Annotated in this window: 24 protein-coding genes and 1 pseudogene; 14 read left to right on the top strand and 11 right to left on the bottom strand. The window is 53.3% G+C overall.

Translation table 11 applies throughout. The features are described 5' to 3' along the window. Positions 1–6: 6 nt before the first annotated feature. Positions 7–1,035 carry an erythrose-4-phosphate dehydrogenase gene (gene epd / locus ACHHZ7_RS05890; protein ID WP_008785759.1) on the bottom strand — a complete coding sequence of 343 codons (1,029 nt, stop codon included), beginning with the start codon at positions 1,033–1,035 and terminating at the stop codon, positions 7–9. 491 nt (positions 1,036–1,526) lie between these two features. Next, on the bottom strand, positions 1,527–3,518 hold the full coding sequence (gene tkt, locus ACHHZ7_RS05895) for a transketolase (RefSeq protein ID WP_003825453.1): 1,992 nt from the start codon (positions 3,516–3,518) through the stop codon (positions 1,527–1,529). A 279-nt stretch (positions 3,519–3,797) separates the two neighbouring features. On the opposite strand from tkt, the gene ACHHZ7_RS05900 reads away from it, so the two are divergent. Beyond that, complete coding sequence (locus tag ACHHZ7_RS05900) at positions 3,798–4,556, top strand: M48 family metallopeptidase (RefSeq protein ID WP_032944921.1); 759 nt, start codon at positions 3,798–3,800, stop codon at positions 4,554–4,556. 99 nt (positions 4,557–4,655) lie between these two features. Here ACHHZ7_RS05900 and speB read toward each other — a convergent pair whose 3' ends face one another. The 4 genes and pseudogenes from speB to ACHHZ7_RS05920 all read right to left on the bottom strand — a co-directional run. Beyond that, positions 4,656–5,576, bottom strand: coding sequence for an agmatinase (gene speB, locus ACHHZ7_RS05905; protein ID WP_005123314.1), 921 nt, complete (start codon positions 5,574–5,576; stop codon positions 4,656–4,658). Positions 5,577–5,783: 207 nt separating this feature from the next. Further along, on the bottom strand, positions 5,784–7,760 hold the full coding sequence (gene speA, locus ACHHZ7_RS05910; protein ID WP_020996310.1) for a biosynthetic arginine decarboxylase: 1,977 nt from the start codon (positions 7,758–7,760) through the stop codon (positions 5,784–5,786). Beyond that, positions 7,753–7,899, bottom strand: a complete 147-nt coding sequence (gene yqgB / locus ACHHZ7_RS05915; RefSeq protein WP_071692618.1) for an acid stress response protein YqgB — start codon at positions 7,897–7,899, stop codon at positions 7,753–7,755. Before yqgB ends, speA begins: the two co-directional genes overlap by 8 nt. 258 nt (positions 7,900–8,157) lie before the next feature. Further along, positions 8,158–8,259, bottom strand: a pseudogene (locus ACHHZ7_RS05920) (hypothetical protein); the annotation flags it as partial. Positions 8,260–8,677: 418 nt separating this feature from the next. Here ACHHZ7_RS05920 and metK point away from each other — a divergent pair. The 8 genes from metK to ruvX all read left to right on the top strand — a co-directional run bounded on the left by metK (position 8,678) and on the right by ruvX (position 15,929). Beyond that, positions 8,678–9,832, top strand: a complete 1,155-nt coding sequence (gene metK, locus ACHHZ7_RS05925; RefSeq protein WP_020996311.1) for a methionine adenosyltransferase — start codon at positions 8,678–8,680, stop codon at positions 9,830–9,832. Between the two features lie 397 nt (positions 9,833–10,229). After that, a complete protein-coding gene (gene galP / locus ACHHZ7_RS05930; protein WP_008785766.1) occupies positions 10,230–11,624 on the top strand; it encodes a galactose/proton symporter in 1,395 nt (464 codons plus the stop codon). Between the two features lie 76 nt (positions 11,625–11,700). Beyond that, positions 11,701–12,198 carry a SprT family zinc-dependent metalloprotease gene (locus ACHHZ7_RS05935; protein WP_003825440.1) on the top strand — a complete coding sequence of 166 codons (498 nt, stop codon included), beginning with the start codon at positions 11,701–11,703 and terminating at the stop codon, positions 12,196–12,198. A gap of 94 nt (positions 12,199–12,292) precedes the next feature. Beyond that, positions 12,293–13,000, top strand: coding sequence for a deoxyribonuclease I (gene endA / locus ACHHZ7_RS05940; RefSeq protein ID WP_060683265.1), 708 nt, complete (start codon positions 12,293–12,295; stop codon positions 12,998–13,000). Positions 13,001–13,074: 74 nt separating this feature from the next. Next, positions 13,075–13,806 carry a 16S rRNA (uracil(1498)-N(3))-methyltransferase gene (rsmE, locus tag ACHHZ7_RS05945; protein ID WP_060683264.1) on the top strand — a complete coding sequence of 244 codons (732 nt, stop codon included), beginning with the start codon at positions 13,075–13,077 and terminating at the stop codon, positions 13,804–13,806. Between the two features lie 19 nt (positions 13,807–13,825). Further along, a complete protein-coding gene (gene gshB, locus ACHHZ7_RS05950; protein ID WP_060683263.1) occupies positions 13,826–14,773 on the top strand; it encodes a glutathione synthase in 948 nt (315 codons plus the stop codon). Positions 14,774–14,949: 176 nt separating this feature from the next. Further along, entirely contained in the window at positions 14,950–15,513 is a 564-nt protein-coding gene (locus tag ACHHZ7_RS05955) for a YqgE/AlgH family protein (protein WP_003027086.1), read from the top strand. Then, a complete protein-coding gene (gene ruvX, locus ACHHZ7_RS05960) occupies positions 15,513–15,929 on the top strand; it encodes a Holliday junction resolvase RuvX (protein ID WP_008785771.1) in 417 nt (138 codons plus the stop codon). Before ACHHZ7_RS05955 ends, ruvX begins: the two co-directional genes overlap by 1 nt. Here ruvX and ACHHZ7_RS05965 read toward each other — a convergent pair. Then, complete coding sequence (locus ACHHZ7_RS05965; protein ID WP_192463921.1) at positions 15,926–16,906, bottom strand: type IV pilus twitching motility protein PilT; 981 nt, start codon at positions 16,904–16,906, stop codon at positions 15,926–15,928. The genes ruvX and ACHHZ7_RS05965 overlap by 4 nt on opposite strands. A gap of 17 nt (positions 16,907–16,923) precedes the next feature. On the opposite strand from ACHHZ7_RS05965, the gene ACHHZ7_RS05970 reads away from it, so the two are divergent. From ACHHZ7_RS05970 to hemW, 5 genes are read left to right on the top strand one after another with little or no spacing between them, the layout of a single operon-like run. Then, complete coding sequence (locus ACHHZ7_RS05970; RefSeq protein WP_057067562.1) at positions 16,924–17,628, top strand: YggS family pyridoxal phosphate-dependent enzyme; 705 nt, start codon at positions 16,924–16,926, stop codon at positions 17,626–17,628. A gap of 18 nt (positions 17,629–17,646) precedes the next feature. Continuing rightward, positions 17,647–18,213, top strand: a complete 567-nt coding sequence (locus ACHHZ7_RS05975; protein ID WP_003825417.1) for a YggT family protein — start codon at positions 17,647–17,649, stop codon at positions 18,211–18,213. Beyond that, positions 18,210–18,500, top strand: a complete 291-nt coding sequence (gene yggU, locus ACHHZ7_RS05980) for a DUF167 family protein YggU (protein WP_003027101.1) — start codon at positions 18,210–18,212, stop codon at positions 18,498–18,500. The genes ACHHZ7_RS05975 and yggU overlap by 4 nt, the downstream gene beginning before the upstream one ends. Positions 18,501–18,507: 7 nt before the next feature. Continuing rightward, positions 18,508–19,101 (top strand): XTP/dITP diphosphatase, encoded by a 594-nt coding sequence (locus ACHHZ7_RS05985; RefSeq protein ID WP_003825414.1) that lies wholly within the window; start codon positions 18,508–18,510, stop codon positions 19,099–19,101. Further along, positions 19,094–20,230, top strand: coding sequence for a radical SAM family heme chaperone HemW (hemW, locus tag ACHHZ7_RS05990; RefSeq protein WP_003825412.1), 1,137 nt, complete (start codon positions 19,094–19,096; stop codon positions 20,228–20,230). The genes ACHHZ7_RS05985 and hemW overlap by 8 nt, the downstream gene beginning before the upstream one ends. A 114-nt stretch (positions 20,231–20,344) precedes the next feature. On the opposite strand, the gene ansB is transcribed toward hemW, so the two are convergent. From ansB to trmB, 4 genes are all read right to left on the bottom strand, one after another. Beyond that, positions 20,345–21,391, bottom strand: a complete 1,047-nt coding sequence (gene ansB, locus ACHHZ7_RS05995) for an L-asparaginase 2 (protein ID WP_003027108.1) — start codon at positions 21,389–21,391, stop codon at positions 20,345–20,347. Between the two features lie 188 nt (positions 21,392–21,579). Further along, positions 21,580–22,299 carry a DUF2884 domain-containing protein gene (locus tag ACHHZ7_RS06000; RefSeq protein WP_003825409.1) on the bottom strand — a complete coding sequence of 240 codons (720 nt, stop codon included), beginning with the start codon at positions 22,297–22,299 and terminating at the stop codon, positions 21,580–21,582. A gap of 49 nt (positions 22,300–22,348) precedes the next feature. Then, positions 22,349–22,675, bottom strand: a complete 327-nt coding sequence (locus ACHHZ7_RS06005) for a YggL family protein (protein ID WP_395148763.1) — start codon at positions 22,673–22,675, stop codon at positions 22,349–22,351. Next, complete coding sequence (trmB, locus tag ACHHZ7_RS06010; RefSeq protein WP_003825406.1) at positions 22,675–23,394, bottom strand: tRNA (guanosine(46)-N7)-methyltransferase TrmB; 720 nt, start codon at positions 23,392–23,394, stop codon at positions 22,675–22,677. The genes ACHHZ7_RS06005 and trmB overlap by 1 nt, the downstream gene beginning before the upstream one ends. Positions 23,395–23,531: the final 137 nt, after the last annotated feature.

The following is a 23,531-nucleotide window of genomic DNA, read 5'->3' on the forward strand; positions in this document are numbered from 1 at the left end:
CGACGCTCAAGCGTCGAGCCTGAAACCAATAGCAGCCATCGCTAACGTAGTGTCGAGCATACGGTTAGCAAAGCCCCATTCATTATCACACCAGACCAGCGTTTTGATCAGGTGAGCGCCACTCACACGCGTTTGCGTACCATCAACGATGGCGCTGTGCGGGTCGTGGTTAAAATCTACAGAGACCAACGGTAATTCCGTATAGTCAACTATACCATGAAATGCACCTTGTGCTGCTTTTTGCAGCAACTGGTTGACTTCACTGGCTTTTACTGGTTTTTTCACCGTCACGCTTAAGTCGATCGCCGTCACATTTATGGTCGGTACACGCACCGCTATCGCTTCAAAACGATCGTTAAACTGCGGGAAAATTCGCGTGATGCCCGCCGCCAGTTTGGTATCAACTGGAATAATCGACTGGCTGGCCGCTCGCGTGCGACGCAGGTCAGGATGATAAGCATCAATAACCTGCTGATCGTGCATCGCGGAGTGGATCGTGGTGACGGTACCAGACTCAATGCCGTAAGCATCATCCAGCAATTTAATGACGGGTATTATGCAATTCGTGGTGCAGGAAGCGTTGGAAACGATCCGGTGCTCAGCGCGCAGCTGATCCTGATTAACGCCATACACAACGGTTGCGTCGATGTCGTGACTACCAGGATGTGAAAAGAGCACTTTTTTTGCACCAGCGGCAATATGCGCCTCGCCGTGTTCGCGATTGCCGAAGACCCCCGTACAATCCAGCACGATGTCGACACCCAGTTCGCGCCATGGAAGTGCATCGAGTGTTCGCTCATGCAGAATGCGGATAGCGTCATCGCCAACGATGAGCTGGTCACGTTCCTGACGAACATCCCAGGCAAAACGTCCATGGCTGGTGTCATATTTCAACAAATGCGCCATGCCTGCAGCATCCGCAAGTTCGTTGATTGCCACCACGGTGATTTCCGCCCGACGCCCGGATTCATACAAAGCACGAACCACGTTGCGTCCGATGCGACCGAAACCATTAATCGCTACGCGTACGGTCATAGGTCTCCTGCAAGGATTTCTCAGAAACGATGTGGCAGACAGAGTAATGCAGCAAATCGCTCAGGGAAACCTTACCTGTCGCAAACTGCGACTAATTGGTTAATTGTCGAACATTTAATCGACTGAAACGCTTCAGCTAGAATAAGCGAAACGCGGAATAAAAGGAATGATTGTCCAGCAACAGAACACAGTTATCTGACTTGCGTCACATTTTAACGCCCTTCAACGCTAAATTTATTCCATATTCCAGAATGACGAATAACCGTAGCAAAATTATTTCGTTGTCGTGTTACACACCCTGATTTAAATCAGAAAGCCCCCTAACCTACATCTAATCACCAGCGCGAGGTCCGAGTCCCGGAGCCCTTCAACGATGCCGCAGACGGTCTGGATAGCAGACTGCGCCGTGCGATTGCGCAACGCGCGGCGCGTTCCGGAAAAGCAAAAAAAAACGGGTCGCCTGAGCGACCCGTTTTCACCTGTAATCGAAATTACAGCAGTTCTTTTGCTTTCGCGACAACGTTGTCTACGGTGAAGCCGAACTCTTCAAACAGCAGCTCTGCCGGAGCAGACTCACCAAAGGTGGTCATACCGACGATTGCGCCGTTCAGGCCCACGTATTTGAACCAGTAGTCCGCGATACCTGCTTCCACTGCAACGCGAGCGGAAACCGCTTTCGGCAGCACAGACTCACGGTAAGCGGCATCCTGTTTGTCGAACGCGTCGGTAGACGGCATGGAAACCACGCGAGCCTTCACGCCTTCGGCAGTCAGTTTGTCCCACGCAGCCACAGCCAGCTCAACTTCAGAACCAGTTGCGATGAAGATCAGTTCCGGCTGACCGTCGCAGTCTTTCAGCACGTAACCACCGCGAGCGATGTTTGCCAGTTGCTCTTCGGTACGCTCCTGCTGTGCCAGGTTCTGGCGGGAGAGGATCAGCGCGGTCGGGCCGTCCTGACGCTCAACACCGTATTTCCACGCAACGGCGGATTCAACCTGGTCACACGGACGCCATGTGCTCATGTTCGGGGTCACACGCAGAGAAGCAACCTGCTCTACCGGCTGGTGAGTCGGGCCGTCTTCGCCCAGACCGATGGAGTCGTGGGTGTAGACCATGACCTGACGCTGTTTCATCAGCGCAGCCATACGCACCGCGTTACGGGCATATTCCACAAACATCAGGAAGGTGGAGGTGTACGGCAGGAAACCACCGTGCAGGGAGATACCGTTCGCGATAGCGGTCATACCGAATTCACGCACACCGTAATGGATGTAGTTACCGGCAGTATCTTCGTTAATCGCTTTCGAACCAGACCACAGCGTCAGGTTAGACGGTGCCAGGTCAGCGGATCCGCCGAGGAATTCAGGCAGCAGAGGTCCGAAGGCTTCAATCGCGTTCTGAGAAGCTTTACGGCTGGCGATTTTCGCCGGATTAGCCTGCAGCTTAGCAATGAACTCGTTCGCTTTTGCGTCGAAGTCAGACGGCATTTCACCTTTCATACGACGGGTAAATTCAGCCGCTTCCTGCGGGTAGGCTTTCGCATAAGCAGCGAACTTCTCGTTCCATGCAGCTTCTTTTGCCTGACCGGCTTCTTTCGCATCCCACTGCGCGTAGATTTCAGACGGGATTTCGAACGGCGCGTATTTCCAGCCCAGCTGTTCACGGGTCAGTGCGATTTCTGCATCGCCCAGCGGTGCACCGTGAGAGTCGTGAGTACCCGCTTTGTTCGGAGAACCGAAACCGATGATGGTTTTGCACATCAGCAGGGACGGTTTGTCGGTTACTGCGCGTGCTTCTTCAACTGCGCGCTTAATCGCGTCAGCATCGTGGCCATCAACACCACGAACCACATGCCAGCCGTAAGCTTCAAAACGCTTCGCGGTGTCATCGGTGAACCAGCCTTCAACGTGGCCATCGATAGAGATGCCGTTGTCATCGTAGAACGCAACCAGTTTACCCAGCTTCAGCGTACCAGCCAGGGAACATACCTCGTGAGAGATACCTTCCATCATGCAGCCGTCGCCCATGAAAGCATAGGTGAAGTGGTCAACGATGTCGTGACCTGGACGGTTAAACTGCGCCGCCAGCGTTTTTTCAGCGATAGCCATACCCACTGCATTCGCAATGCCCTGACCCAGAGGACCTGTAGTGGTTTCAACACCCGCGGTGTAACCCACTTCCGGGTGACCCGGAGTTTTGGAGTGCAGCTGACGGAAGTTCTGCAGCTCGGACATCGGCAGATCGTAGCCGGTGAGGTGCAGCAGGCTATAAATCAGCATGGAGCCGTGGCCGTTGGACAGCACGAAGCGGTCACGGTCAGCCCAGGACGGGTTAGTCGGGTTGTGGTTCAGGAAATCACGCCACAGGACTTCGGCAATGTCAGCCATACCCATCGGGGCACCCGGGTGACCGGATTTGGCTTTCTGTACTGCGTCCATGCTCAGCGCACGAATAGCATTGGCAAGCTCTTTACGTGAGGACATTTTGACTCCAGATCGGATAATGAAGGCTGAGCCCTTAACGACTTGACGACAGCGCGTTTTGGGCTACGCCGGAAAAAAGTGCCAACAATGTAACCCAAGCCGCGTGTCATGTACATGGAGCATCCTTTTGCCGCTTCAGAAATCTCTGGATCATGCGCGCAAGTTGCGCAATCTTCTCGCCCGCGTATTGTTCTTTTCTTTATACTTAGGCCGAGCGTCGGTTCACCTGCAAACGACGTAATTTTTAGAATAATCCTGACTTTGTGCGGAAGAGAAAAAATGAAAATTCGCGCTTTACTGCTTGCTACGAGCATGGCTGCGGCATTGACCGGCTGCCAGAACATGGACTCCAACGGACTGCTTTCTTCTGGCGCGGAGGCTTTTCAGGCCTACAGTCTGAGCGATGCTCAGGTAAAAGCGCTGAGCGATCAGGCCTGTAAAGATATGGACAGCAAGGCTACTATCGCCCCGGCCAGCAGCGAGTACGCAACGCGTCTTGGCAAAATATCCGCCGCGCTTGGCGATAACATTAACGGCCAGCCGGTGAACTACAAAGTCTATATGGCGAAAGATGTGAATGCCTTTGCCATGGCAAACGGCTGTATCCGCGTATACAGCGGCCTGATGGATATGATGACCGACAACGAAGTCGAAGCGGTGATCGGCCATGAAATGGGCCACGTCGCGCTGGGTCACGTGAAAAAAGGTATGCAGGTTGCGCTGGGTACCAACGCCGTACGTGCAGCGGCGGCATCCGCTGGCGGCATTGTCGGCAGCCTGTCGCAGTCGCAACTGGGCGATCTTGGCGAGAAACTGGTGAACTCGCAGTTCTCCCAGCGTCAGGAATCCGAGGCGGATGATTACTCGTATGATTTGTTGCGCAAACGCGGAATCAATCCGGCAGGTTTAGCCACCAGCTTTGAGAAACTGGCCAAACTGGAAGCTGGACGTCAAAGCTCAATGTTTGACGATCACCCGGCATCCGCTGAACGTGCGCAACATATTCGCGATCGCATGAGCGCAGACGGGATCAAATAACCGTTAATCGTGCCGGATGCAGCGTGAACGCCTTATCCGGCCTACATTGTTGCTGAATTTGTAGGCCGGATTAGCGTTAGCGACATCCGGCAAAACAACTTATTCGCCTTTCTTCGCCGCCTGAATATACAGCATTTCCAGAGCCAGTGTAGCCGCCGCCAGCGCGGTGATCTCAGACTGATCGTAGGCCGGAGCCACTTCAACGACGTCCATCCCGACGATGTTCAGATCTTTCAGACCACGTACCAGCTTGATCGCGCGGTCAGACGTCAGACCGCCAATCACTGGCGTACCGGTACCCGGAGCAAACGCCGGATCCAGGCAGTCGATATCAAAGGTCAGGTAGACCGGCATATCGCCAACAATCTGCTTAACCTGGGCGATGATGTCATCTACGCCGCGATCGTTCACCTGGCAGGCATCCAGCACGGTAAAGCCGTTGTCTTTGTCGAATTCGGTACGAATACCAATCTGCACAGAGTGATTCGGATCGATCAGACCTTCGTTCGGCGCAGTGTAGAACATGGTGCCGTGGTCGAATTCGCAGCCGTTCGCGTAGGTATCGGTGTGGGCATCAAAATGCACCAGCGCCATTTTACCAAAATGCTTAGCGTGTGCGCGCAACAGCGGCAGCGTGACGAAGTGGTCGCCGCCGAAAGAGAGCATGCGCTTACCGGCAGAAAGCAGCTTCTCAGCATGAGCCTGCAGTTTTTCACTCATTTCACGCGCATCACCGAAGGCATAAACCAGATCGCCGCAGTCCACCACGTTCAGGCGCTCGCGCATATCGAAGTTCCACGGGAAGCGGTTATGCTCCCACGCCAGGTTAGTGGAAACCTGACGGATCGCCGCCGGACCATGACGCCCGCCCGCACGACCAGACGTTGCCATATCAAACGGTACGCCGGTGATCACCCAATCGGCGTCGCTGTCGTATGGCATGAAGTTCATCGGCAGACGTAAAAAACCAAAGGCGTTAGAAACCAGGGAGTTGTCGTATTGATGACCTAAGGTGCTCATGTACTGACCTCTTTAAAAATCGATGAAAAAAAATCCCCTCCGCGTCGTTAAGCCCGACGAGGAAGGGATTGATTTGGTAGCTGCATATTTACGGCAAATTATCGCCGTTATTTTGTACGGATTCAAGTAAGTGCCACAAATGCGGCTTCGCTTTATCCGGCCTACTTTCGTAGGCCCGGTAAGCGTAGCGCCAGCAGGCATTTATCGTTACTCATCTTCCAGATAAGTATAACCGTACAGACCGGCCTCAAACTCTTCGAGGAACTGTTGCTGCAGCTCGGTATCCAGATCGGTGTTTTTCACCTGGTCACGGAACTGCGTCAGCAGGGTGTTCGGATCCAACTGCACGTACTGCAGCATATCCGCCACGGTATCCCCTTCGTCGGACAGCTCAACTTCTACGCTGCCGTCAGGGAAGACGAACACGTCAACCGCTTCGGTATCACCAAACAGGTTGTGCATGTTGCCGAGGATCTCCTGGTACGCCCCCACCATAAAGAAGCCCAGCATCGGCGGGTTCTCCGGGTCATATTCCGGCATCGGCATGGTGGTCGCAATGCCATCACCGTCAACGTAGTGGTCGATAGCGCCATCAGAGTCACAGGTGATATCCAACAGCACCGCGCGGCGCTCAGGTACCTGATTCAGTCCTTCCAGCGGCATTACCGGGAACAGCTGATCGATCCCCCACGCATCCGGCATCGACTGGAACAGCGAGAAGTTGACGTAAATCTTATCCGCCATACGCTCCTGCAGCTCGTCGATAATCGGGCGATGCGCGCGGTTGCTCGGGTCGAGTTGTTTCTGCACTTCATGGCACATGTTCAGATAAAGCTGCTCAGCCCACGCGCGCTCTTGCAGGCTAAAAGTACCTGAAGAGTAACCAACGTGAATATCGTGCAGATCCATCTGGCTGTCGTGCAGCCATTCACGCAGCGAACGGCGCGTGCCCGGCTCGTGCATCTCTTGCCAGGTTTCCCACATGCTTTGCAGGGAACGCGGCGCGTTGTCTGCCGGAGGCGTCGCTTCGGTAATTTCGCTACGCTCAACGCCGATAATGTTAGATACCAGCACGGTATGGTGCGCGGTAACCGCGCGGCCAGACTCGGTGATTACCGTCGGATGCGGCAGACCGTGTTCTTCACAGGCGTCGCCAATAGCCCAGATGATGTTGTTAGCGTATTCGTTCAGGCCGTAGTTTACGGAACAGTCAGACTGCGAACGGGTACCTTCGTAATCCACGCCCAGACCACCGCCCACGTCGAAGCACTGGATATTGACGCCAAGCTTGTGCAGCTCAACGTAGAAACGCGCCGATTCACGTACGCCGGTGGCGATATCACGAATGTTCGCCATCTGCGAGCCAAGGTGGAAGTGCAGCAACTGAATGCTGTCCAGACGACCGCGCTCGCGCAGAATTTCGACAAGCTGCAGCACCTGGTTTGCCGCCAGGCCGAATTTTGATTTTTCCCCGCCGGAGGACTGCCACTTGCCAGAGCCCTGCGACGCCAGACGCGCACGCACGCCCAGACGCGGAACGACATTCAGGCGTTCAGCTTCATCCAGCACGATTGCAATTTCAGACATCTTCTCGATGACCAGATAGACCTTATGGCCCATCTTCTCGCCAATCAGCGCCAGACGGATATATTCACGGTCTTTATAACCGTTACACACGATCACGCTACGGGTCATTCCGGCATGAGCCAGAACGGCCATCAGTTCAGCTTTGGAACCCGCTTCCAGCCCCAGCGGTTCGCCGGAGTGGATCAGCGATTCAATCACGCGGCGGTGCTGGTTGACCTTGATCGGGTAAACGAGGAAATAGTCACCGTTGTAACCGTAAGATTCACGGGCACGTTTAAACGCGGCGTTAATCGAACGCAGACGGTGTTGCAGGATCTGCGGGAAGCAGAACAATGCAGGCAAACGCTGGCCCTGCGCTTCACGGGCTTTCACCAACTCAGCAAGGTCAACGCGCGCTTCGGGTACGTCCGGATCCGGGCACACGCTGATGTGACCCAGTTCATTGACGTCGTAGTAGTTATTACCCCACCAGGCAATATTGTAAGTACGCAGCATCTTGCTGGCTTCCTGGGAACTCATTGCAACCTCCTGCATGGAGCGTAGTACACCGTGTTCGCCTGCTGACGAAGGCGAACCCAAAGAAATGTCGTCAGACATAGCGAACCTCAATTTTATTAACAAGTGTAAAACAGTTGACTACTATCGCAATCCGAAGACGCGATAACAACCCAAATACAGGCAGAATTTGCAGCAGATAGTGCTGACGCTCCGACTGTGCGACCGGTTTCTTTTTCATATCAATGTAAACACGTAACCGAACTTAATGCTGACGGTTCGGCGAAACCACGAGAAAACTCTTGTTTACCAAGAGCGCCCTTGTTCAGTTCTTAGTGACCGTTACCGGCTCTTGAGTCCTGAGATACGCCGAGATGGGTATACACTTCATCCTTCATGCAGCCTCTTTGTTGGCTACGCTCATTCGCCCCAGTCACGTACTACTCGTACGTTCAGGGGACTCATTCACTTGCCGCCTCGACGCAGCATAAATGATTTTGTGTATATAACATCGACAGGTATGCAAAGCAGAGATGCAGATTGCGGGGGACATATGTACACCAGAACGGTGCGACAGATTCTGCAGAATACAACGGTTCATTATCTCGTATCACCTCCACGGTTGCTCCTTACGGAACGAACCCACAAGCCAAAGCTAAAGTTTTAACCCGGCTGGAAGTGGCAACACGATGAAAACGTCGTGTGCTTTTGTATGAGCCGCGCGCCGCGTTTTATACCGACAACAGTACGAAAATGCAAAAGATAAATATGCACATTGCCAGCACCGTCAGGAAAAATTTCCAGTTACATTTTCAGTACAATGCGACCTCAATCAAAAAAAGCTGGAAATCAGGCGAAGAACTGTCCTAAAATAGCCGTCCAGATGTTAATCCATCTATACCGATTAACACTCAGACTGCCAGTGTCCGTCATCTGCAGACTCATGGTAGAATCTTCTACACATGGCTATTCCACTCGACAGTTTGAGCTAACCAAATTCTCCTTAGGTGAAATTAAATATGGCAAAACACCTTTTTACGTCCGAGTCCGTATCAGAAGGGCATCCTGACAAAATCGCTGACCAAATCTCTGATGCTGTGCTGGATGCAATCCTGGAACAGGATCCAAAAGCACGCGTTGCCTGCGAAACCTACGTCAAAACCGGTATGGTTTTAGTTGGCGGTGAGATCACCACCAGCGCATGGGTTGATATCGAAGAGATCACCCGTAACACGGTTCGCGAAATTGGCTATGTGCATTCCGACATGGGCTTTGACGCCAACTCTTGCGCGGTACTGAGCGCGATTGGTAAACAGTCTCCGGACATCAACCAGGGTGTTGACCGTGCCGATCCGCTGGAACAGGGCGCAGGCGACCAGGGCCTGATGTTTGGTTATGCAACCAACGAAACCGACGTGCTGATGCCAGCACCTATTACCTATGCTCACCGTCTGGTGCAGCGTCAGGCTGAAGTGCGTAAAAACGGCACCTTATCCTGGCTGCGTCCGGATGCCAAAAGCCAGGTAACCTTCCAGTATGACGACGGCAAAATCGTCGGTATTGATGCGGTTGTTCTGTCTACTCAGCACTCTGAAGATATCGACCAGAAATCGCTGCAAGAAGCCGTTATGGAAGAGATCATCAAGCCGGTACTGCCGACTGAATGGCTGACCGCTTCGACCAAATTCTTCATCAACCCAACTGGTCGTTTCGTTATCGGCGGCCCGATGGGCGACTGCGGTCTGACCGGTCGTAAAATCATCGTTGATACCTACGGCGGCATGGCGCGTCACGGCGGCGGTGCATTCTCTGGTAAAGATCCGTCTAAAGTTGACCGTTCCGCAGCCTATGCAGCCCGTTACGTAGCGAAAAACATCGTTGCCGCAGGCCTGGCTGACCGTTGTGAGATTCAGGTTTCCTACGCAATCGGCGTGGCAGAACCGACATCTATCATGGTGGAAACGTTCGGTACTGAAAAAGTGCCTTCAGAGCAGTTGACCCTGCTGGTACGTGAGTTCTTCGACCTGCGCCCGTATGGCCTGATTCAGATGCTGGATCTGCTGCACCCGATTTACAAAGAAACCGCTGCTTACGGTCACTTTGGTCGCGAACATTTCCCATGGGAAAAAACCGACAAAGCACAGTTGCTGCGCGACGCTGCCGGTCTGAAGTAATTTAAACCAGACTAACGCTTATGAAGACCAGCCTCGCGCTGGTCTTTTTTTATACCTATTTCCTCTCCCACATCCATCACCAAACCGCGCTGATTACTATTGCTTTAAATGAAAATGAAAGCGATTACATCACACCATATTTCCCTCTACCTTGAATTAACATCTCTTAGCCAGCATACTTGCATCACTGTTACATTATATTTCATCATTGTCTTAAATTCAGACGACCAACATTATTTAATCCCAATAAATAATGTTAACTTTCAATGAATTAACCAATAACCAGCATGAATGACAGTGTAAGCGATTACACTAATGTGATGTGATTCGCATTTTTTTACCCCGTACTCACCTACCCTTAACATCAACAAAACTAGCTACCCAACCGGAGGGCATCATGCCTGACAATAAAAAAACGGGGCGTTCCAACAAAGCCATGACATTTTTTGTCTGCTTTCTGGCAGCCCTGGCTGGATTACTTTTTGGCCTGGATATCGGTGTTATTGCCGGTGCTTTACCGTTCATCACCGACGAGTTTCAAATTACCCCGCACACTCAGGAATGGGTGGTGAGCTCCATGATGTTTGGTGCGGCGGTAGGTGCTGTCGGCAGCGGTTGGCTCTCCTTCAAACTGGGACGCAAAAAAAGCCTGATGATCGGTGCGATCTTGTTTGTTGCGGGTTCACTGTTCTCCGCCGCTGCGCCAAACGTTGAAGTCCTGCTGGTTTCCCGCGTGCTGCTAGGCCTGGCTGTAGGCGTTGCGTCTTATACCGCGCCGCTGTACCTGTCTGAAATTGCCCCGGAAAAGATTCGTGGCAGCATGATCTCCATGTATCAGCTGATGATCACCATCGGTATTTTGGGCGCGTATCTTTCCGATACAGCCTTTAGCTACAGCGGCGCATGGCGCTGGATGCTGGGTGTAATCATCATCCCTGCCCTGCTGCTTCTGGTCGGCGTTATCTTCCTGCCGGACAGCCCACGTTGGTTTGCAGCTAAACGTCGTTTTGTTGATGCTGAACGCGTCCTGTTGCGTCTGCGTGACACCAGCGCAGAAGCCAAACGCGAGCTGGATGAAATCCGTGAAAGTCTGCAGGTGAAGCAGAGCGGCTGGGCGCTGTTTAAAGAAAACAGCAACTTCCGTCGCGCGGTATTCCTTGGCGTTCTGTTACAGGTGATGCAGCAGTTCACCGGGATGAACGTCATCATGTATTACGCACCGAAAATCTTTGAGCTGGCGGGCTACACCAACACCACCGAGCAGATGTGGGGGACTGTTATCGTCGGTCTGACCAACGTGCTGGCAACCTTTATCGCCATTGGCCTGGTTGACCGTTGGGGCCGCAAGCCTACGCTGATCCTTGGCTTTATCGTGATGGCTGTTGGTATGGGCGTGCTGGGTACAATGATGCACGTGGGTATTCACTCGGCATCCGCACAATACTTCGCAGTACTGATGCTGCTGATGTTTATCGTTGGCTTTGCCATGAGCGCCGGTCCGCTGATTTGGGTACTGTGCTCTGAAATCCAGCCGCTGAAAGGCCGCGATTTCGGCATCACCTGCTCTACTGCAACCAACTGGATTGCCAACATGATCGTCGGCGCAACCTTCCTGACGATGCTGAACTCGCTGGGCAGCGCCAACACCTTCTGGGTCTACGGCGGCCTGAACGTACTGTTCATCTTCCTGACTCTGTGGCTGATCCCTGAAACTAAAAACGTCTCTCTGGAACACATTGAGCGTAACCTGATGAAGGGTCGTAAACTGCGCGAAATTGGCGCACACGACTAATCACCAAAGGCTTCCTCCCCAGCGGAGGAAGCCTTCCTCTTGCAGTCCCTTCCCTGTCGCACTATCCTCTGGCGTTATGAAAACCTCCCGTCTCCCTATCGCCATCCAACAAGCCGTTATGCGTAGCCTGCGGGAAAAACTCGCCCAGGCCAATCTCAAGCTCGAACGCCAATATCCGGAGCCAAAGCTGGTTTACCAACAGCGCGGCACCGCCGCAGGTACCGCATGGCTACAAACCTATGAAATTCGCCTTAATCCCGTCCTGCTGATGGAAAACGTCGACGCATTCATTAACGAAGTTGTGCCCCATGAACTGGCGCATTTACTGGTGTGGAAACACTTTGGGCGCGTGCCGCCACACGGGAAAGAATGGAAATGGATGATGGAAAGCGTTCTGGGCGTACCGGCCCGGCGCACGCATCAGTTTGAACTGCAATCGGTGCAGCGCAAGACCTTTACTTACCGCTGTAAGTGTCAGGAGCACCAACTGACCGTCCGCCGCCATAACCGCGTTGTACGCGGTGAGGCCACCTACCGCTGTGTTCACTGCGGCGAACCGCTGGTTGCAGAATAATCTTCAGAATTATCAGGAACTTTTCTGACCTAACTGATTGCATACTGGAATAACTTTCGCTACGTTGCGGGCTCGTTTTGACACGGAGTTTGTGATGTACCGTCATTTTTCTTTTGCTGCGGCCCTGTTAGCCGCTGCGTTTTCAGGCCCGGTTTTAGCCGAAGGCATCAACAGTTTTTCTCAGGCAAAAGCAGCAGGCGTCAAGGTGAACGCCGATGCGCCGGGCGATTTCTACTGCGGTTGTAAAATTAACTGGCAAGGCAAAAAAGGGGTCGTTGACCTTGAATCCTGCGGCTATAAAGTGCGAAAAAATGAAAACCGCGCCAATCGAATTGAATGGGAGCACGTTGTCCCCGCCTGGCAATTTGGTCATCAGCGTCAGTGCTGGCAGGACGGAGGGCGTAAAAACTGCGCCAAAGATCCGGTCTATCGTAAGATGGAAAGCGACATGCATAACCTGCAACCTGCTGTGGGTGAGGTAAATGGCGATCGCGCTAACTTCATGTACAGCCAGTGGAACGGTGGCGAAGGTCAGTATGGGCAATGCGCCATGAAGGTCGACTTCAAAGAGAAAGTTGCCGAGCCGCCAGCCCGCGCCCGCGGTGCCATTGCTCGTACCTATTTTTACATGCGCGACCAGTACTCTCTAACGCTCTCCCGCCAGCAAACTCAGCTTTTTAACGCCTGGAATAAGCAATATCCGGTCACCGACTGGGAGTGTGAGCGCGACGAACGCATTGCAAAGGTACAGGGGAACCATAACCCATATGTGCAACGCGCTTGCCAGGCGCAAAAGAGCTAACCTACACTAGCGTCAATATTTTTAACCATGCCCTGGCCTTTCGTAGCCCAGGGCCATGACGCGGATGTTTAACTATGCGCATTCCTCGCATTTATCACCCTGAGCCAATCACCTCCGGCAGCCAAATTTCACTGTGTGAAGATGCAGCCAACCATATCGGCCGCGTGCTGCGTATGGGACCGGGCCAGGCGCTACAGCTGTTTGATGGCAGCAATCAGGTATTCGACGCTGAAATCACCCACGCCAGTAAAAAAAGCGTGGACGTGAAGGTACTTAACGCTGAACTCGACGATCGTGAGTCGCCGTTGCACATCCACCTGGGTCAGGTGATGTCGCGCGGTGAAAGAATGGAATTCACTATCCAGAAATCGATCGAACTGGGTGTAAGCCTCATTACGCCACTTTTTTCTGAGCGCTGCGGCGTTAAACTGGACAGTGAACGCCTGAACAAGAAGCTCCAGCAGTGGCAGAAAATCGCCATTGCCGCCTGCGAACAGTGCGGTCGTAACCGGGTGCCCGAAATTCGCCCGGCAATGGATTTGGAAGCATGGTGCGCGGAACAGGACGAAGGTCTGAAACTGAACCTGCATCCGCGCGCCAGTGCCAGCATCAATACGCTGCCGCTGCCGGTGGAACGCATCCGCTTGCTGATTGGCCCGGAAGGCGGGTTGTCGGCAGATGAAATTGCCATGACCGCACGTTATCAGTTTACTGATATTCTGTTAGGACCTCGCGTTCTGCGTACTGAGACAACCGCGCTCACCGCCATTACTGCGCTACAGGTGCGTTTTGGCGATCTGGGCTAAGGCATAAACGGAGAAGAAAATGATCAAGCTCGGCATCGTGATGGATCCCATCGCAAGCATCAACATCAAGAAAGATTCCAGCTTCGCTATGCTGCTGGAAGCGCAACGTCGCGGTTACGAAATTCATTATATGGAGATGGCCGATCTTTATCTGATCAACGGTGAAGCCCGCGCCCATACGCGTACCCTGAGCGTAGAGCAGAACTACGACAAATGGTATGAGTTCAAGAGCGAGCAGGATCTCCCGCTGGCAGACCTGGACGTTATTCTGATGCGTAAGGATCCGCCATTTGATACCGAGTTCATCTACGCAACCTATATTCTGGAACGTGCAGAAGAAAAAGGGACGCTGATCGTCAACAAACCGCAGAGCCTGCGCGACTGCAACGAAAAGCTGTTCACCGCATGGTTTGCCGACCTGACGCCGGAAACGCTGGTCACGCGTAACAAAGCGCAGCTGAAAGCCTTCTGGCAAAAACACAGCGACATCATTCTCAAACCGCTGGATGGTATGGGCGGCGCATCTATTTTCCGTGTGAAGGAAGGCGACCCGAACCTTGGCGTCATTGCTGAAACGCTGACCGAGCACGGTACCCGCTACTGCATGGCGCAGAACTATCTGCCAGCAATTAAAGATGGCGATAAACGCGTCCTGGTGGTCGATGGCGACCCCGTTCCTTATTGCCTGGCGCGTATTCCGCAGGGCGGCGAAACCCGTGGCAACCTGGCCGCTGGCGGTCGTGGCGAGCCGCGTCCATTGACCGACAGCGACTGGGAAATTGCACGTCGCATTGGGCCAACGCTGAAAGCGAAAGGTTTGATTTTTGTCGGTCTGGATATCATTGGCGATCGTCTGACGGAAATTAACGTTACCAGCCCAACCTGTATTCGTGAAATCGAAGCGGAGTTCCCGGTTTCGATTACCGGTACGCTGATGGATGCCATTGAGGCGCGTTTGCAGAAGTAAATACGTTGCCGGATAGCGACGCCATCGCGTCTTATCCGGCCTGAAATTGCACCCCGCAGGCCGGATTAGGCGAAGCCGTCATCCGGCAATGCTATCTTCAGAGGGTGACATCTTCGAGCTTTGCCCACATACTGGGCTCTGTTGCTTTTTTGAACCAGGAAACAGAACCTCTGACAATGAATTTACAGCATCACTTTCTGATTGCCATGCCTGCTCTCCAGGATCCGATTTTCCGCCGTTCCGTGGTGTACATCTGTGAACATAATGAGAACGGAGCAATGGGGATTATCGTTAATAAGCCTCTGGAAAACTTACAAATTGAAGGGATTCTGGAAAAGCTGAAGATTACCCCAGAAGAACGCGATCCGGCCATTCGTCTGGATAAACCAGTGATGCTCGGCGGCCCGCTGGCGGAAGACCGTGGATTTATTCTGCATACCCCGCCGTCACGTTTTGCATCCAGTATCCGCATTTCAGATAACACCATCATCACCACCTCCCGCGATGTACTAGAAACCCTGGGCACACAAGAACAACCGTCCGAAGTGCTGGTTGCGCTGGGTTATTCATCATGGGAAAAAGGTCAACTGGAACAAGAGCTACTGGATAACGCCTGGCTCACGGCGCCCGCAGACCTCAACATCTTATTCAAAACGCCGATTGCCGACCGCTGGCGCGATGCGGCGAAGCTTATCGGGATAGATATTCAGACCATGCCTGGCGTGGCGGGACATGCCTGATGAGCGGAACATTACTCTCTTTTGATTTTGGTACGAAAAGTATTGGTGTTGCTGTTGGTCAGCGCATTACCGGTACGGCCAGACCGTTGCCCGCCATTAAAGCGCAGGACGGTACGCCGGACTGGAGTTTGATTGAACGCCTGCTGAAAGAGTGGCAGCCGGATGAAATTATCGTAGGCCTGCCGCTCAACATGGATGGCACCGAACAGCCCCTTACCGCGCGCGCACGTAAGTTCGCTAACCGTATTCACGGCCGCTTTGGCGTAACCGTAACGCTGCACGATGAACGCTTGAGCACCGTCGAGGCCCGCTCCGGCCTGTTCGAACAAGGCGGATACCGGGCGTTGAATAAAGGCAAAGTAGATTCCGCTTCTGCCGTGGTCATCCTCGAAAGCTATTTCGAGCAGGGTTACTAAATCCGTCCCTGCGCCTGACGCTGCTGCTGACTTTGTGCAAATGTCTGCATACCTGTCTGTTGCCCGGTTTGAATTACGCCGGGTAGCTGATGCGTTTTCCCTTCACGAATCAAATTGCCCACGGCTGGCGTGTTGACGAGCAGCTCAAATAGCGCCACGCGTCCTCCCAGCTTATCTTCCTCCAGCTTTTGCGAAAGTACCGCCCGCAGGCTGTCTGCTAACTGGTTACGCACCGGATCCTTCTCTGTTGCCGAAAAGGTGTCCACCAGCCGCGCGATGGCCTGTGCCGCCCCTCGCGTATGTAACGTTGCCAGCACCAGATGCCCGGTTTCCGCTGCCGTTAACGCCAGGCGAATGGTTTCCGCGTCGCGCAGTTCGCCCAGCAAAATGACGTCGGGATCTTCACGCAGCGCGCCGCGTAAACCGGCGGCAAAAGAAGCGCAGTGTACGCCCACCTCCCGTTGGTGAATAAGACAACGCTGGCTGGTGTAGCGATATTCAATCGGGTCTTCCAGCGTCAGAATATGCCCCGCAACTTGCTGATTAAGGTACTCAACCATCGCCGCCAGGGTCGTTGATTTACCGCTACCGGTAGCGCCTGTCACCAGAATTAACCCATTTTCACTGCGCAGCAGTTCAGGTATGACGTCAGGGGTCTGGAGATCGTCTAAACGTGGGCAATCAAGCGGGAGCAATCTTAGCGCCAGCGAGGTTCCCTGTTGATGAGCAAAAGCACTGGCGCGCAGCCGCCGGGAACCTGCCAGCGCAATAGCAAAATCAATCTGCCCCTGTTCCTGCCACTGTACCTGTTGTTGCTCACTGAGCCAGCACATCAGCAGATTCTCCACGTCAGGCGTAGTAAAGGGTGCGATTTCGACTTTTCCACGTATGCGCCAGCGCGCAGGCCATGCATTGCACAGGTGTAGATCCGACACGTTATGCTTTACACTAAGGGCCACTATTTCTTCCATATTCATATGAACATCCTCGGAAAATGAACGATATCGCGCATAACCTGGCACATGTCCGGGACAAAATCTCAGCCGCCGCGACGCGTTGCGGGCGGTCTTCAGAAGAAGTTACGTTGCTTGCAGTCAGTAAAACCAAACCTGCGAGCGCCATCGAAGAAGCCATTACCGCAGGGCAGCGTGCCTTCGGTGAAAACTATGTGCAGGAAGGGGTGGATAAAATCCGCTACTTCCAGGAAAAAGGCGTCAACGATCTGCAGTGGCACTTTATCGGCCCGCTGCAGTCCAACAAAAGTCGTCTGGTCGCCGAGCACTTTGACTGGTGCCATACGATCGACCGTCTGCGTATCGCTGCCCGTCTGAGCGAACAGCGCCCGGCGGAACTGCCGCCGCTCAATGTACTGATCCAAATTAATATCAGCGATGAGAACAGTAAGTCAGGAATTCCGCTGGCAGAGCTTGATGCACTAGCCGCTGAAGTCGCTGCACTGCCGCGCATTACCCTGCGTGGTCTGATGGCGATTCCGGCTCCAGAGTCAGATTATGTAAGGCAGTTTGAAGTTGCACAGCAAATGGCGGTAGCATTTGCCGGGTTGAAAACACGCTACCCAGGCATCGACACTCTCTCACTGGGAATGTCTGATGATATGGATGCCGCCATCGCGGCGGGTAGCACGATGGTGCGCATTGGCACTGCCATTTTTGGTGCTCGTGATTACACTAAAAAATAAGGAAAACTAAGGAACACCATGAATACGTTGACCTTCCTGCTCTCAACGGTAATTGAGCTGTATACCATGGCGCTGCTGCTGCGCGTGTGGATGCAATGGTCTCGCTGCGATTTTTACAACCCGTTCTCGCAGTTTATAGTGAAAATCACTCAGCCCATCATTGGGCCGTTACGCCGCATTATTCCCCCGATGGGGCCGATCGACAGCGCCTCGGCATTAGTTGCGCTCGTTCTCAGCTTTATCAAAGCAATCGTGCTGTTTAAGGTGGTCACGTTCCAGCCGATCATCTGGATCGCCGCCGTACTGATTGTCCTGAAGACTATCGGGCTGTTGATTTTCTGGGTGCTGCTTGTGATGGCGATTATGAGCTGGGTCAGCCAGGGCCGCAGTCCTGTAGAGTACGTGCTGATTCAACTGGCAGATCCGCTGCTGCGTCCTATCCGTCGCATACTTCCAGGCATGGGCGGGATAGATTTCTCCCCAATGATTCTGGTTCTGCTGCTCTACGTTATTAACATGGGCATCGCGGAAGTGTTACAGGCGACAGGCAACATGCTGCTGCCGGGGCTGTGGATGGCGCTATGAGTGCCGTTACACCCTGCGACGACGGTCTGGTTTTACGGCTCTACATTCAGCCTAAAGCCAGCCGTGACAGTATTGTGGGTTTACATGGCGACGAAGTTAAAGTCGCCATTACCGCCCCGCCAGTAGATGGCCAGGCCAATAGCCATCTGGTGAAGTTTCTCGGCAAACAGTTCCGTGTGGCAAAAAGCCAGGTCGTCATTGAGAAGGGCGAGCTTGGTCGTCACAAACAGGTTAAAATCATTCATCCGCAACAGATCCCGCCCGAAATTGCGGCGTTAACTGATTAGGTATCCCATGCAAAAAGTTGTCCTCGCGACCGGCAATGCCGGTAAAGTGCGTGAACTCGCCTCTCTTCTGAGTGATTTCGGTCTTGATGTTGTTGCCCAAACGGAACTGGGTGTTGATTCTGCAGACGAGACCGGGCTGACGTTTATTGAGAACGCCATTCTGAAGGCGCGTCATGCCGCGCAAATTACCGGCTTACCGGCCATTGCTGATGACTCAGGTCTGGCAGTAAATGCCCTTGGCGGCGCGCCGGGTATCTATTCAGCCCGCTATTCCGGCGAAGATGCGACCGATCAGCAGAACCTGGAAAAACTGCTTCACACCCTGCAGGATATTCCTGATGACAAGCGCCAGGCGCAGTTCCACTGCGTGCTGGTGTATATGCGCCATGCAGACGATCCAACGCCTGTTGTTTGCCACGGAAGCTGGCCGGGCGTGATTACCCGCGAACCTGCCGGAAACGGTGGTTTTGGCTACGACCCGATCTTCTTTGTGCCGTCTGAAGGGAAAACCGCAGCCGAACTGACCCGTGAAGAAAAGAGTGCAATTTCTCACCGCGGACAGGCGCTAAAGCTGCTGCTGGATGCCCTGCGTAATGGTTAAGCTTCCGCCGCTAAGTCTTTATATTCACATCCCGTGGTGCGTGCAGAAATGCCCGTACTGCGACTTCAACTCGCATGCGCTAAAGGGCGAAGTCCCTCATGACGACTATGTGCAGCATCTGCTGAGCGATCTGGATACTGAGGTAGCCCATGCCCAGGGCCGTGAAGTAAAGACGATTTTTATCGGTGGTGGTACGCCGAGCCTGCTTTCTGGCCCGGCGATGCAAACGCTGCTCGACGGCGTGCGAGCACGGCTGAATCTGGCCGAAGATGCAGAAATCACGATGGAGGCGAATCCCGGGACGGTGGAAGCCGATCGCTTTGTGGATTATCAACGCGCTGGCGTCAACCGTATCTCGATTGGCGTACAGAGCTTTAGCTCCGCCAAACTCGAACGTCTGGGACGTATTCACGGGCCGGAAGAAGCCAAACGAGCAGCACACCTGGCGAGCGGTCTGGGGCTACGCAGCTTTAACCTCGACCTGATGCATGGTTTGCCGGATCAGACGCTGGAAGAGGCGCTGGGCGATTTACAGCAGGCCATCGCGCTCAACCCACCGCATCTTTCCTGGTATCAGTTAACCATCGAACCCAACACGCTGTTCGGTTCCCGACCGCCGGTTTTACCGGACGATGACGCGCTGTGGGATATTTTTGAGCAAGGCCACCAGCTACTGACCGCCGCGGGATATCAGCAGTACGAAACCTCAGCCTACGCCAGACCGGGTTATCAGTGTCAGCACAACCTTAACTACTGGCGTTTTGGCGACTATCTTGGCATTGGCTGCGGCGCACACGGTAAGATCACATTCCCTGACGGACGCATCCTGCGCACCACCAAAACACGGCATCCGCGTGGGTATATGCAAGGGCGTTATCTCGAAAGCCAGCGCGATGTCGCCGAAGCCGATAAGCCGTTCGAGTTCTTCATGAACCGTTTCCGGCTGCTGGAAGCCGCGCCTCGCGCGGAGTTTACGCAATATACCGGTCTTACCGAAGACGTTATTCGTCGACAGATCGATGAGGCTATTTCCCAGGGCTACCTGAGTGAATGCGATGAGTACTGGCAGATTACCCAACACGGTAAGCTGTTCTTGAATTCGCTGCTGGAGCTGTTTCTGGCGGAGTGATGGCTGGTGAACGTAGGCCTGATAAGCGTAGCGCCATCAGGAAAATTGCCGGATGGCGGCTGCGTCTTATCCGGCCTACAGGGTTAGGGCGGTAAGCGCAGCCACCTTCATCGATTAATACTGATTAAACATTTCCTGGATCTGCTTAGGATCCTTGGTTTGAGTCAGCGCAAGCTGCAGCAGAACACGTGCTTTTTGCGGGTTCAGGGAACCTGAAGCCACAAATCCGTATTTTGCATCATCAACTTCTGCATCCTGTGTAGTGGCGCCCGTTGGTACACGGGATGAACGCACTACAACGGTACCTTTATGCGCGGCGGTTGCCAGCGTATCGAAAATGGTTTTATACAGGTTACCGTTACCTACACCCGCACTGACGATCCCGGCGTAACCCGCATCCACCAGCGCTTTTGCCGGCAGATCAGAGGCGTTAGCGTAGTTATAAACAATTCCAACCTTCGGCAGCTCGGTCAGCTTAGACACATCGAACGGAGTAGACGTGGTGTGCTTACGCGCAGGCGTACGCTGGTAGTCGATTTTACCGTTATGGATGTAACCCAACGGGCCGTAGTTAACGGATTTGAAGGTAGCGACGTCGGTAGTGTTGGTTTTAGTCACGTCACGACCATCCATAACGGTGTCGTTCATCACCACCAGCACTCCGCGGTTGGCAGAGGCTTTGTCTGCGGCAGTTACTACTGCGTTATACAGGTTAAACGGGCCATCAGCGCTCATACCCGTAGACGGACGCATTGCGCCGACCAGCACCACCGGTTTGTTACACTTGACGGTCAGGTCGAGGAAATAGGCGGTTTCTTCCATGGTATCCGTACCATGTGTTACCACGAAGCCGTCGGTTTTATCACACTCGGTATTAATCTTTTTCGCCAGCGTTAACCAGACTTCGTCATTCATATCCTGGGAGCCGATATTCACCACCTGCTCGCCTTTAACGACAGCGATATCTTTCAATTGAGGTACGGCCTCAACCAGATTTTCTACGCCAACCTTGCCTGCCGTGTAGTTAGATTTTGTCGCGGAATCACCACCGCCGGCAATCGTTCCGCCGGTCGCTAAAATGGTGATGTTTGGCAGTGCAAGCGCCGCGCCGCTGAAACCCATAACCAGTGCGGCAAGTGCCGTTTTCTTGAAAAACTCCATGTTATTTCTCCAGTTACTTGAATTTGCAGCATTATGTCTATCCTACAGATGAATAATGTGACGAGTTCCAATTAACCAGATTTATATCTCCACCAAATTGCCGTTCTTAGAGATGGATATCAAAAAAACAGAAATATACAAAATAAAACGGCACAGAATGTTTCTGTGCCGTTAATAAGAGGTGAAGATTATTTCAGAGTGCTAACCAGCGTTTTACGATCGTTTTCCAGCGTCACAACGCGGGAACAAACATCTTTGCCAAACTGCTGGAAGTCTTGTTCCTGATTCTTCCATTCGTTCTGAATTGAGGTCTGCAAACCACCGAGGCTTCCGAGTACGCCCTGCAGTGGATTACCACCGCCTTTGAGCACGGCTTTCGCTCCCATCTCGTTGATGCTGTCCTGCAAAATGCCGCCCATCGCCTGATTCACCAGCTGTTGTCCGTCCGCGCGGACCTGATCAATCGCCTTATAATGGAAAGTCAGGCCATCAGTTCGATGCTCGATGATGCGGTTCATCTGCTCTTTCAATTGCGCATCCAGCTTGGTTAAGCGGCCACGCATGTTGCTGCTTTCACCGACCTCTTTGGCGATGATTTTGTCCAGCGCCACGCGACCTTTCTCTACGCGCGCTCTGGCACCTTCGTCGATCCACGGCAGGCTGCTACGCAACGCCGCCTGATAATCTTTGGCCTGCTCACGCTGTGCGGCGTTCAGGTTGTACTGTTTACCGTTGAAGGTGACATCACCAGCCTGGGTAATAACCAGGTCGCCATTCTCGCCCTTCACCTGCACCGTTTGTGGGCTCAAAATCACATCGTCACGCGGGGTGACGCTGCACTGGTAATCTGCATGTGCGGCCATCGCCGTGAACGTTAGGACTGCCGCCAGCAGCGTTTTGCGCATCATATCTTTCCCTCAATACAAATCGGGCCGGCATTTGCCGACCCTGTGCTACTTAGTCCCACCAAATATCGAAAAGTTCGCTGGTACACACTTCTTCGAGTTTGTGCTCTTCCAGCCACTTACGCACGATTGCCTGGTGTTCTTCGGTGCATTTGCCGATTTCCTGCAGACAGATCAGACCTTCCCAGGCCAGATAGCCGCTGCCGTCAAAAGCCAGCTTGTTCGGTTCGATGACTTCATTGATAAAGTCATCAACGATTTGATCGACCTGCTCTCCAGATGTACCTTCCGGGAAACGCCATGCAACCGAAAATCCTACTTCCTGGAATTCTTCGATGTGCATCTTTTTACGCAGACGACGGCTACGGTTCTTTGCCATTATTTCACCCTCTCGAACATTAAGTCCCATACGCCGTGGCCAAGACGATGACCACGTTGTTCAAATTTGGTTACCGGGCGCGATTCCGGGCGCGGTACATAATCGTTACTCTCTGACTGGTTTTTATACCCGTCAATCGAGGACATCACTTCAAGCATGTGCTCCGCATACGCTTCCCAGTCGGTCGCCATATGGAACACGCCGCCCAGCTTCAGCTTACTTAAGATATGCTCAGCAAACGGTACCTGAACGATACGGCGTTTATTATGACGTGCTTTATGCCACGGGTCAGGGAAAAACAGCTGAACCATAGATAAAGAATTGTCAGGAATCATTTTATGCAGGACTTCAACGGCATCATGGCACATGACGCGCAGGTTCTCGACACCCTCTTCATGGGCTGAAGCCAGACACGCACCAACGCCCGGTGAGTGAACCTCAATGCCGAGGAAATTCTGTTCCGGACGCGCTTTCGCCATTGCAACCAGCGACGCTCCCATACCAAAACCGATTTCCAGCGTGACTGGCGCGTCACGGCCAAACAGTTCTGCGAAATCTACAGGCTCTTCGCTGAACTCAACGCCCATCACCGGCCAGTAGTTTTCCAGCGCGTGTTCCTGCCCTTTCGTCAGTCGCCCCTGGCGACGAACAAAACTACGAATCCGGCGCAGAGGGCGGCCGTTTTCATCAAATTCCGGTGAAATGACGTCGTTCTTCATAAAAGTTTAGTCTGCTGTGTTTGAGTTCTGAAAACGGGCATTATCCAAAGTTAGTTGCCGGATGCAAGTAAAGGAAGAAAGTGAGCAGCGGAAAGTTCCGGTTTACACCCCGTTGCCGCTGTGCTGCAATCTTGCCC

It is taken from the genome of Citrobacter freundii complex sp. 2024EL-00216 (assembly GCF_043945515.1).
In the GTDB taxonomy this organism is placed as follows: Bacteria; Pseudomonadota; Gammaproteobacteria; order Enterobacterales; family Enterobacteriaceae; genus Citrobacter; species Citrobacter portucalensis.

What these genes read in the sequence shown, in the direction of transcription:
- epd (WP_008785759.1), bottom strand. Translation starts at nt 1,035, where the DNA reads ATGACCGTACGCGTAGCGATTAATGGTTTCGGTCGCATCGGACGCAAC.
- rsmE (WP_060683264.1), top strand. Translation starts at nt 13,075, where the DNA reads ATGCGCATTCCTCGCATTTATCACCCTGAGCCAATCACCTCCGGCAGC.
- speA (WP_020996310.1), bottom strand. Translation starts at nt 7,760, where the DNA reads ATGTCTGACGACATTTCTTTGGGTTCGCCTTCGTCAGCAGGCGAACAC.
- yqgB (WP_071692618.1), bottom strand. Translation starts at nt 7,899, where the DNA reads ATGAAAAAGAAACCGGTCGCACAGTCGGAGCGTCAGCACTATCTGCTG.
- galP (WP_008785766.1), top strand. Translation starts at nt 10,230, where the DNA reads ATGCCTGACAATAAAAAAACGGGGCGTTCCAACAAAGCCATGACATTT.
- ACHHZ7_RS05900 (WP_032944921.1), top strand. Translation starts at nt 3,798, where the DNA reads ATGAAAATTCGCGCTTTACTGCTTGCTACGAGCATGGCTGCGGCATTG.
- ACHHZ7_RS06000 (WP_003825409.1), bottom strand. Translation starts at nt 22,299, where the DNA reads ATGATGCGCAAAACGCTGCTGGCGGCAGTCCTAACGTTCACGGCGATG.
- ruvX (WP_008785771.1), top strand. Translation starts at nt 15,513, where the DNA reads ATGAGCGGAACATTACTCTCTTTTGATTTTGGTACGAAAAGTATTGGT.
- ACHHZ7_RS05975 (WP_003825417.1), top strand. Translation starts at nt 17,647, where the DNA reads ATGAATACGTTGACCTTCCTGCTCTCAACGGTAATTGAGCTGTATACC.
- hemW (WP_003825412.1), top strand. Translation starts at nt 19,094, where the DNA reads ATGGTTAAGCTTCCGCCGCTAAGTCTTTATATTCACATCCCGTGGTGC.
- ACHHZ7_RS05970 (WP_057067562.1), top strand. Translation starts at nt 16,924, where the DNA reads ATGAACGATATCGCGCATAACCTGGCACATGTCCGGGACAAAATCTCA.
- ACHHZ7_RS05935 (WP_003825440.1), top strand. Translation starts at nt 11,701, where the DNA reads ATGAAAACCTCCCGTCTCCCTATCGCCATCCAACAAGCCGTTATGCGT.
- gshB (WP_060683263.1), top strand. Translation starts at nt 13,826, where the DNA reads ATGATCAAGCTCGGCATCGTGATGGATCCCATCGCAAGCATCAACATC.
- ACHHZ7_RS06005 (WP_395148763.1), bottom strand. Translation starts at nt 22,675, where the DNA reads ATGGCAAAGAACCGTAGCCGTCGTCTGCGTAAAAAGATGCACATCGAA.
- ACHHZ7_RS05985 (WP_003825414.1), top strand. Translation starts at nt 18,508, where the DNA reads ATGCAAAAAGTTGTCCTCGCGACCGGCAATGCCGGTAAAGTGCGTGAA.
- speB (WP_005123314.1), bottom strand. Translation starts at nt 5,576, where the DNA reads ATGAGCACCTTAGGTCATCAATACGACAACTCCCTGGTTTCTAACGCC.
- ansB (WP_003027108.1), bottom strand. Translation starts at nt 21,391, where the DNA reads ATGGAGTTTTTCAAGAAAACGGCACTTGCCGCACTGGTTATGGGTTTC.
- ACHHZ7_RS05965 (WP_192463921.1), bottom strand. Translation starts at nt 16,906, where the DNA reads ATGAATATGGAAGAAATAGTGGCCCTTAGTGTAAAGCATAACGTGTCG.
- trmB (WP_003825406.1), bottom strand. Translation starts at nt 23,394, where the DNA reads ATGAAGAACGACGTCATTTCACCGGAATTTGATGAAAACGGCCGCCCT.
- metK (WP_020996311.1), top strand. Translation starts at nt 8,678, where the DNA reads ATGGCAAAACACCTTTTTACGTCCGAGTCCGTATCAGAAGGGCATCCT.
- endA (WP_060683265.1), top strand. Translation starts at nt 12,293, where the DNA reads ATGTACCGTCATTTTTCTTTTGCTGCGGCCCTGTTAGCCGCTGCGTTT.
- tkt (WP_003825453.1), bottom strand. Translation starts at nt 3,518, where the DNA reads ATGTCCTCACGTAAAGAGCTTGCCAATGCTATTCGTGCGCTGAGCATG.
- yggU (WP_003027101.1), top strand. Translation starts at nt 18,210, where the DNA reads ATGAGTGCCGTTACACCCTGCGACGACGGTCTGGTTTTACGGCTCTAC.
- ACHHZ7_RS05955 (WP_003027086.1), top strand. Translation starts at nt 14,950, where the DNA reads ATGAATTTACAGCATCACTTTCTGATTGCCATGCCTGCTCTCCAGGAT.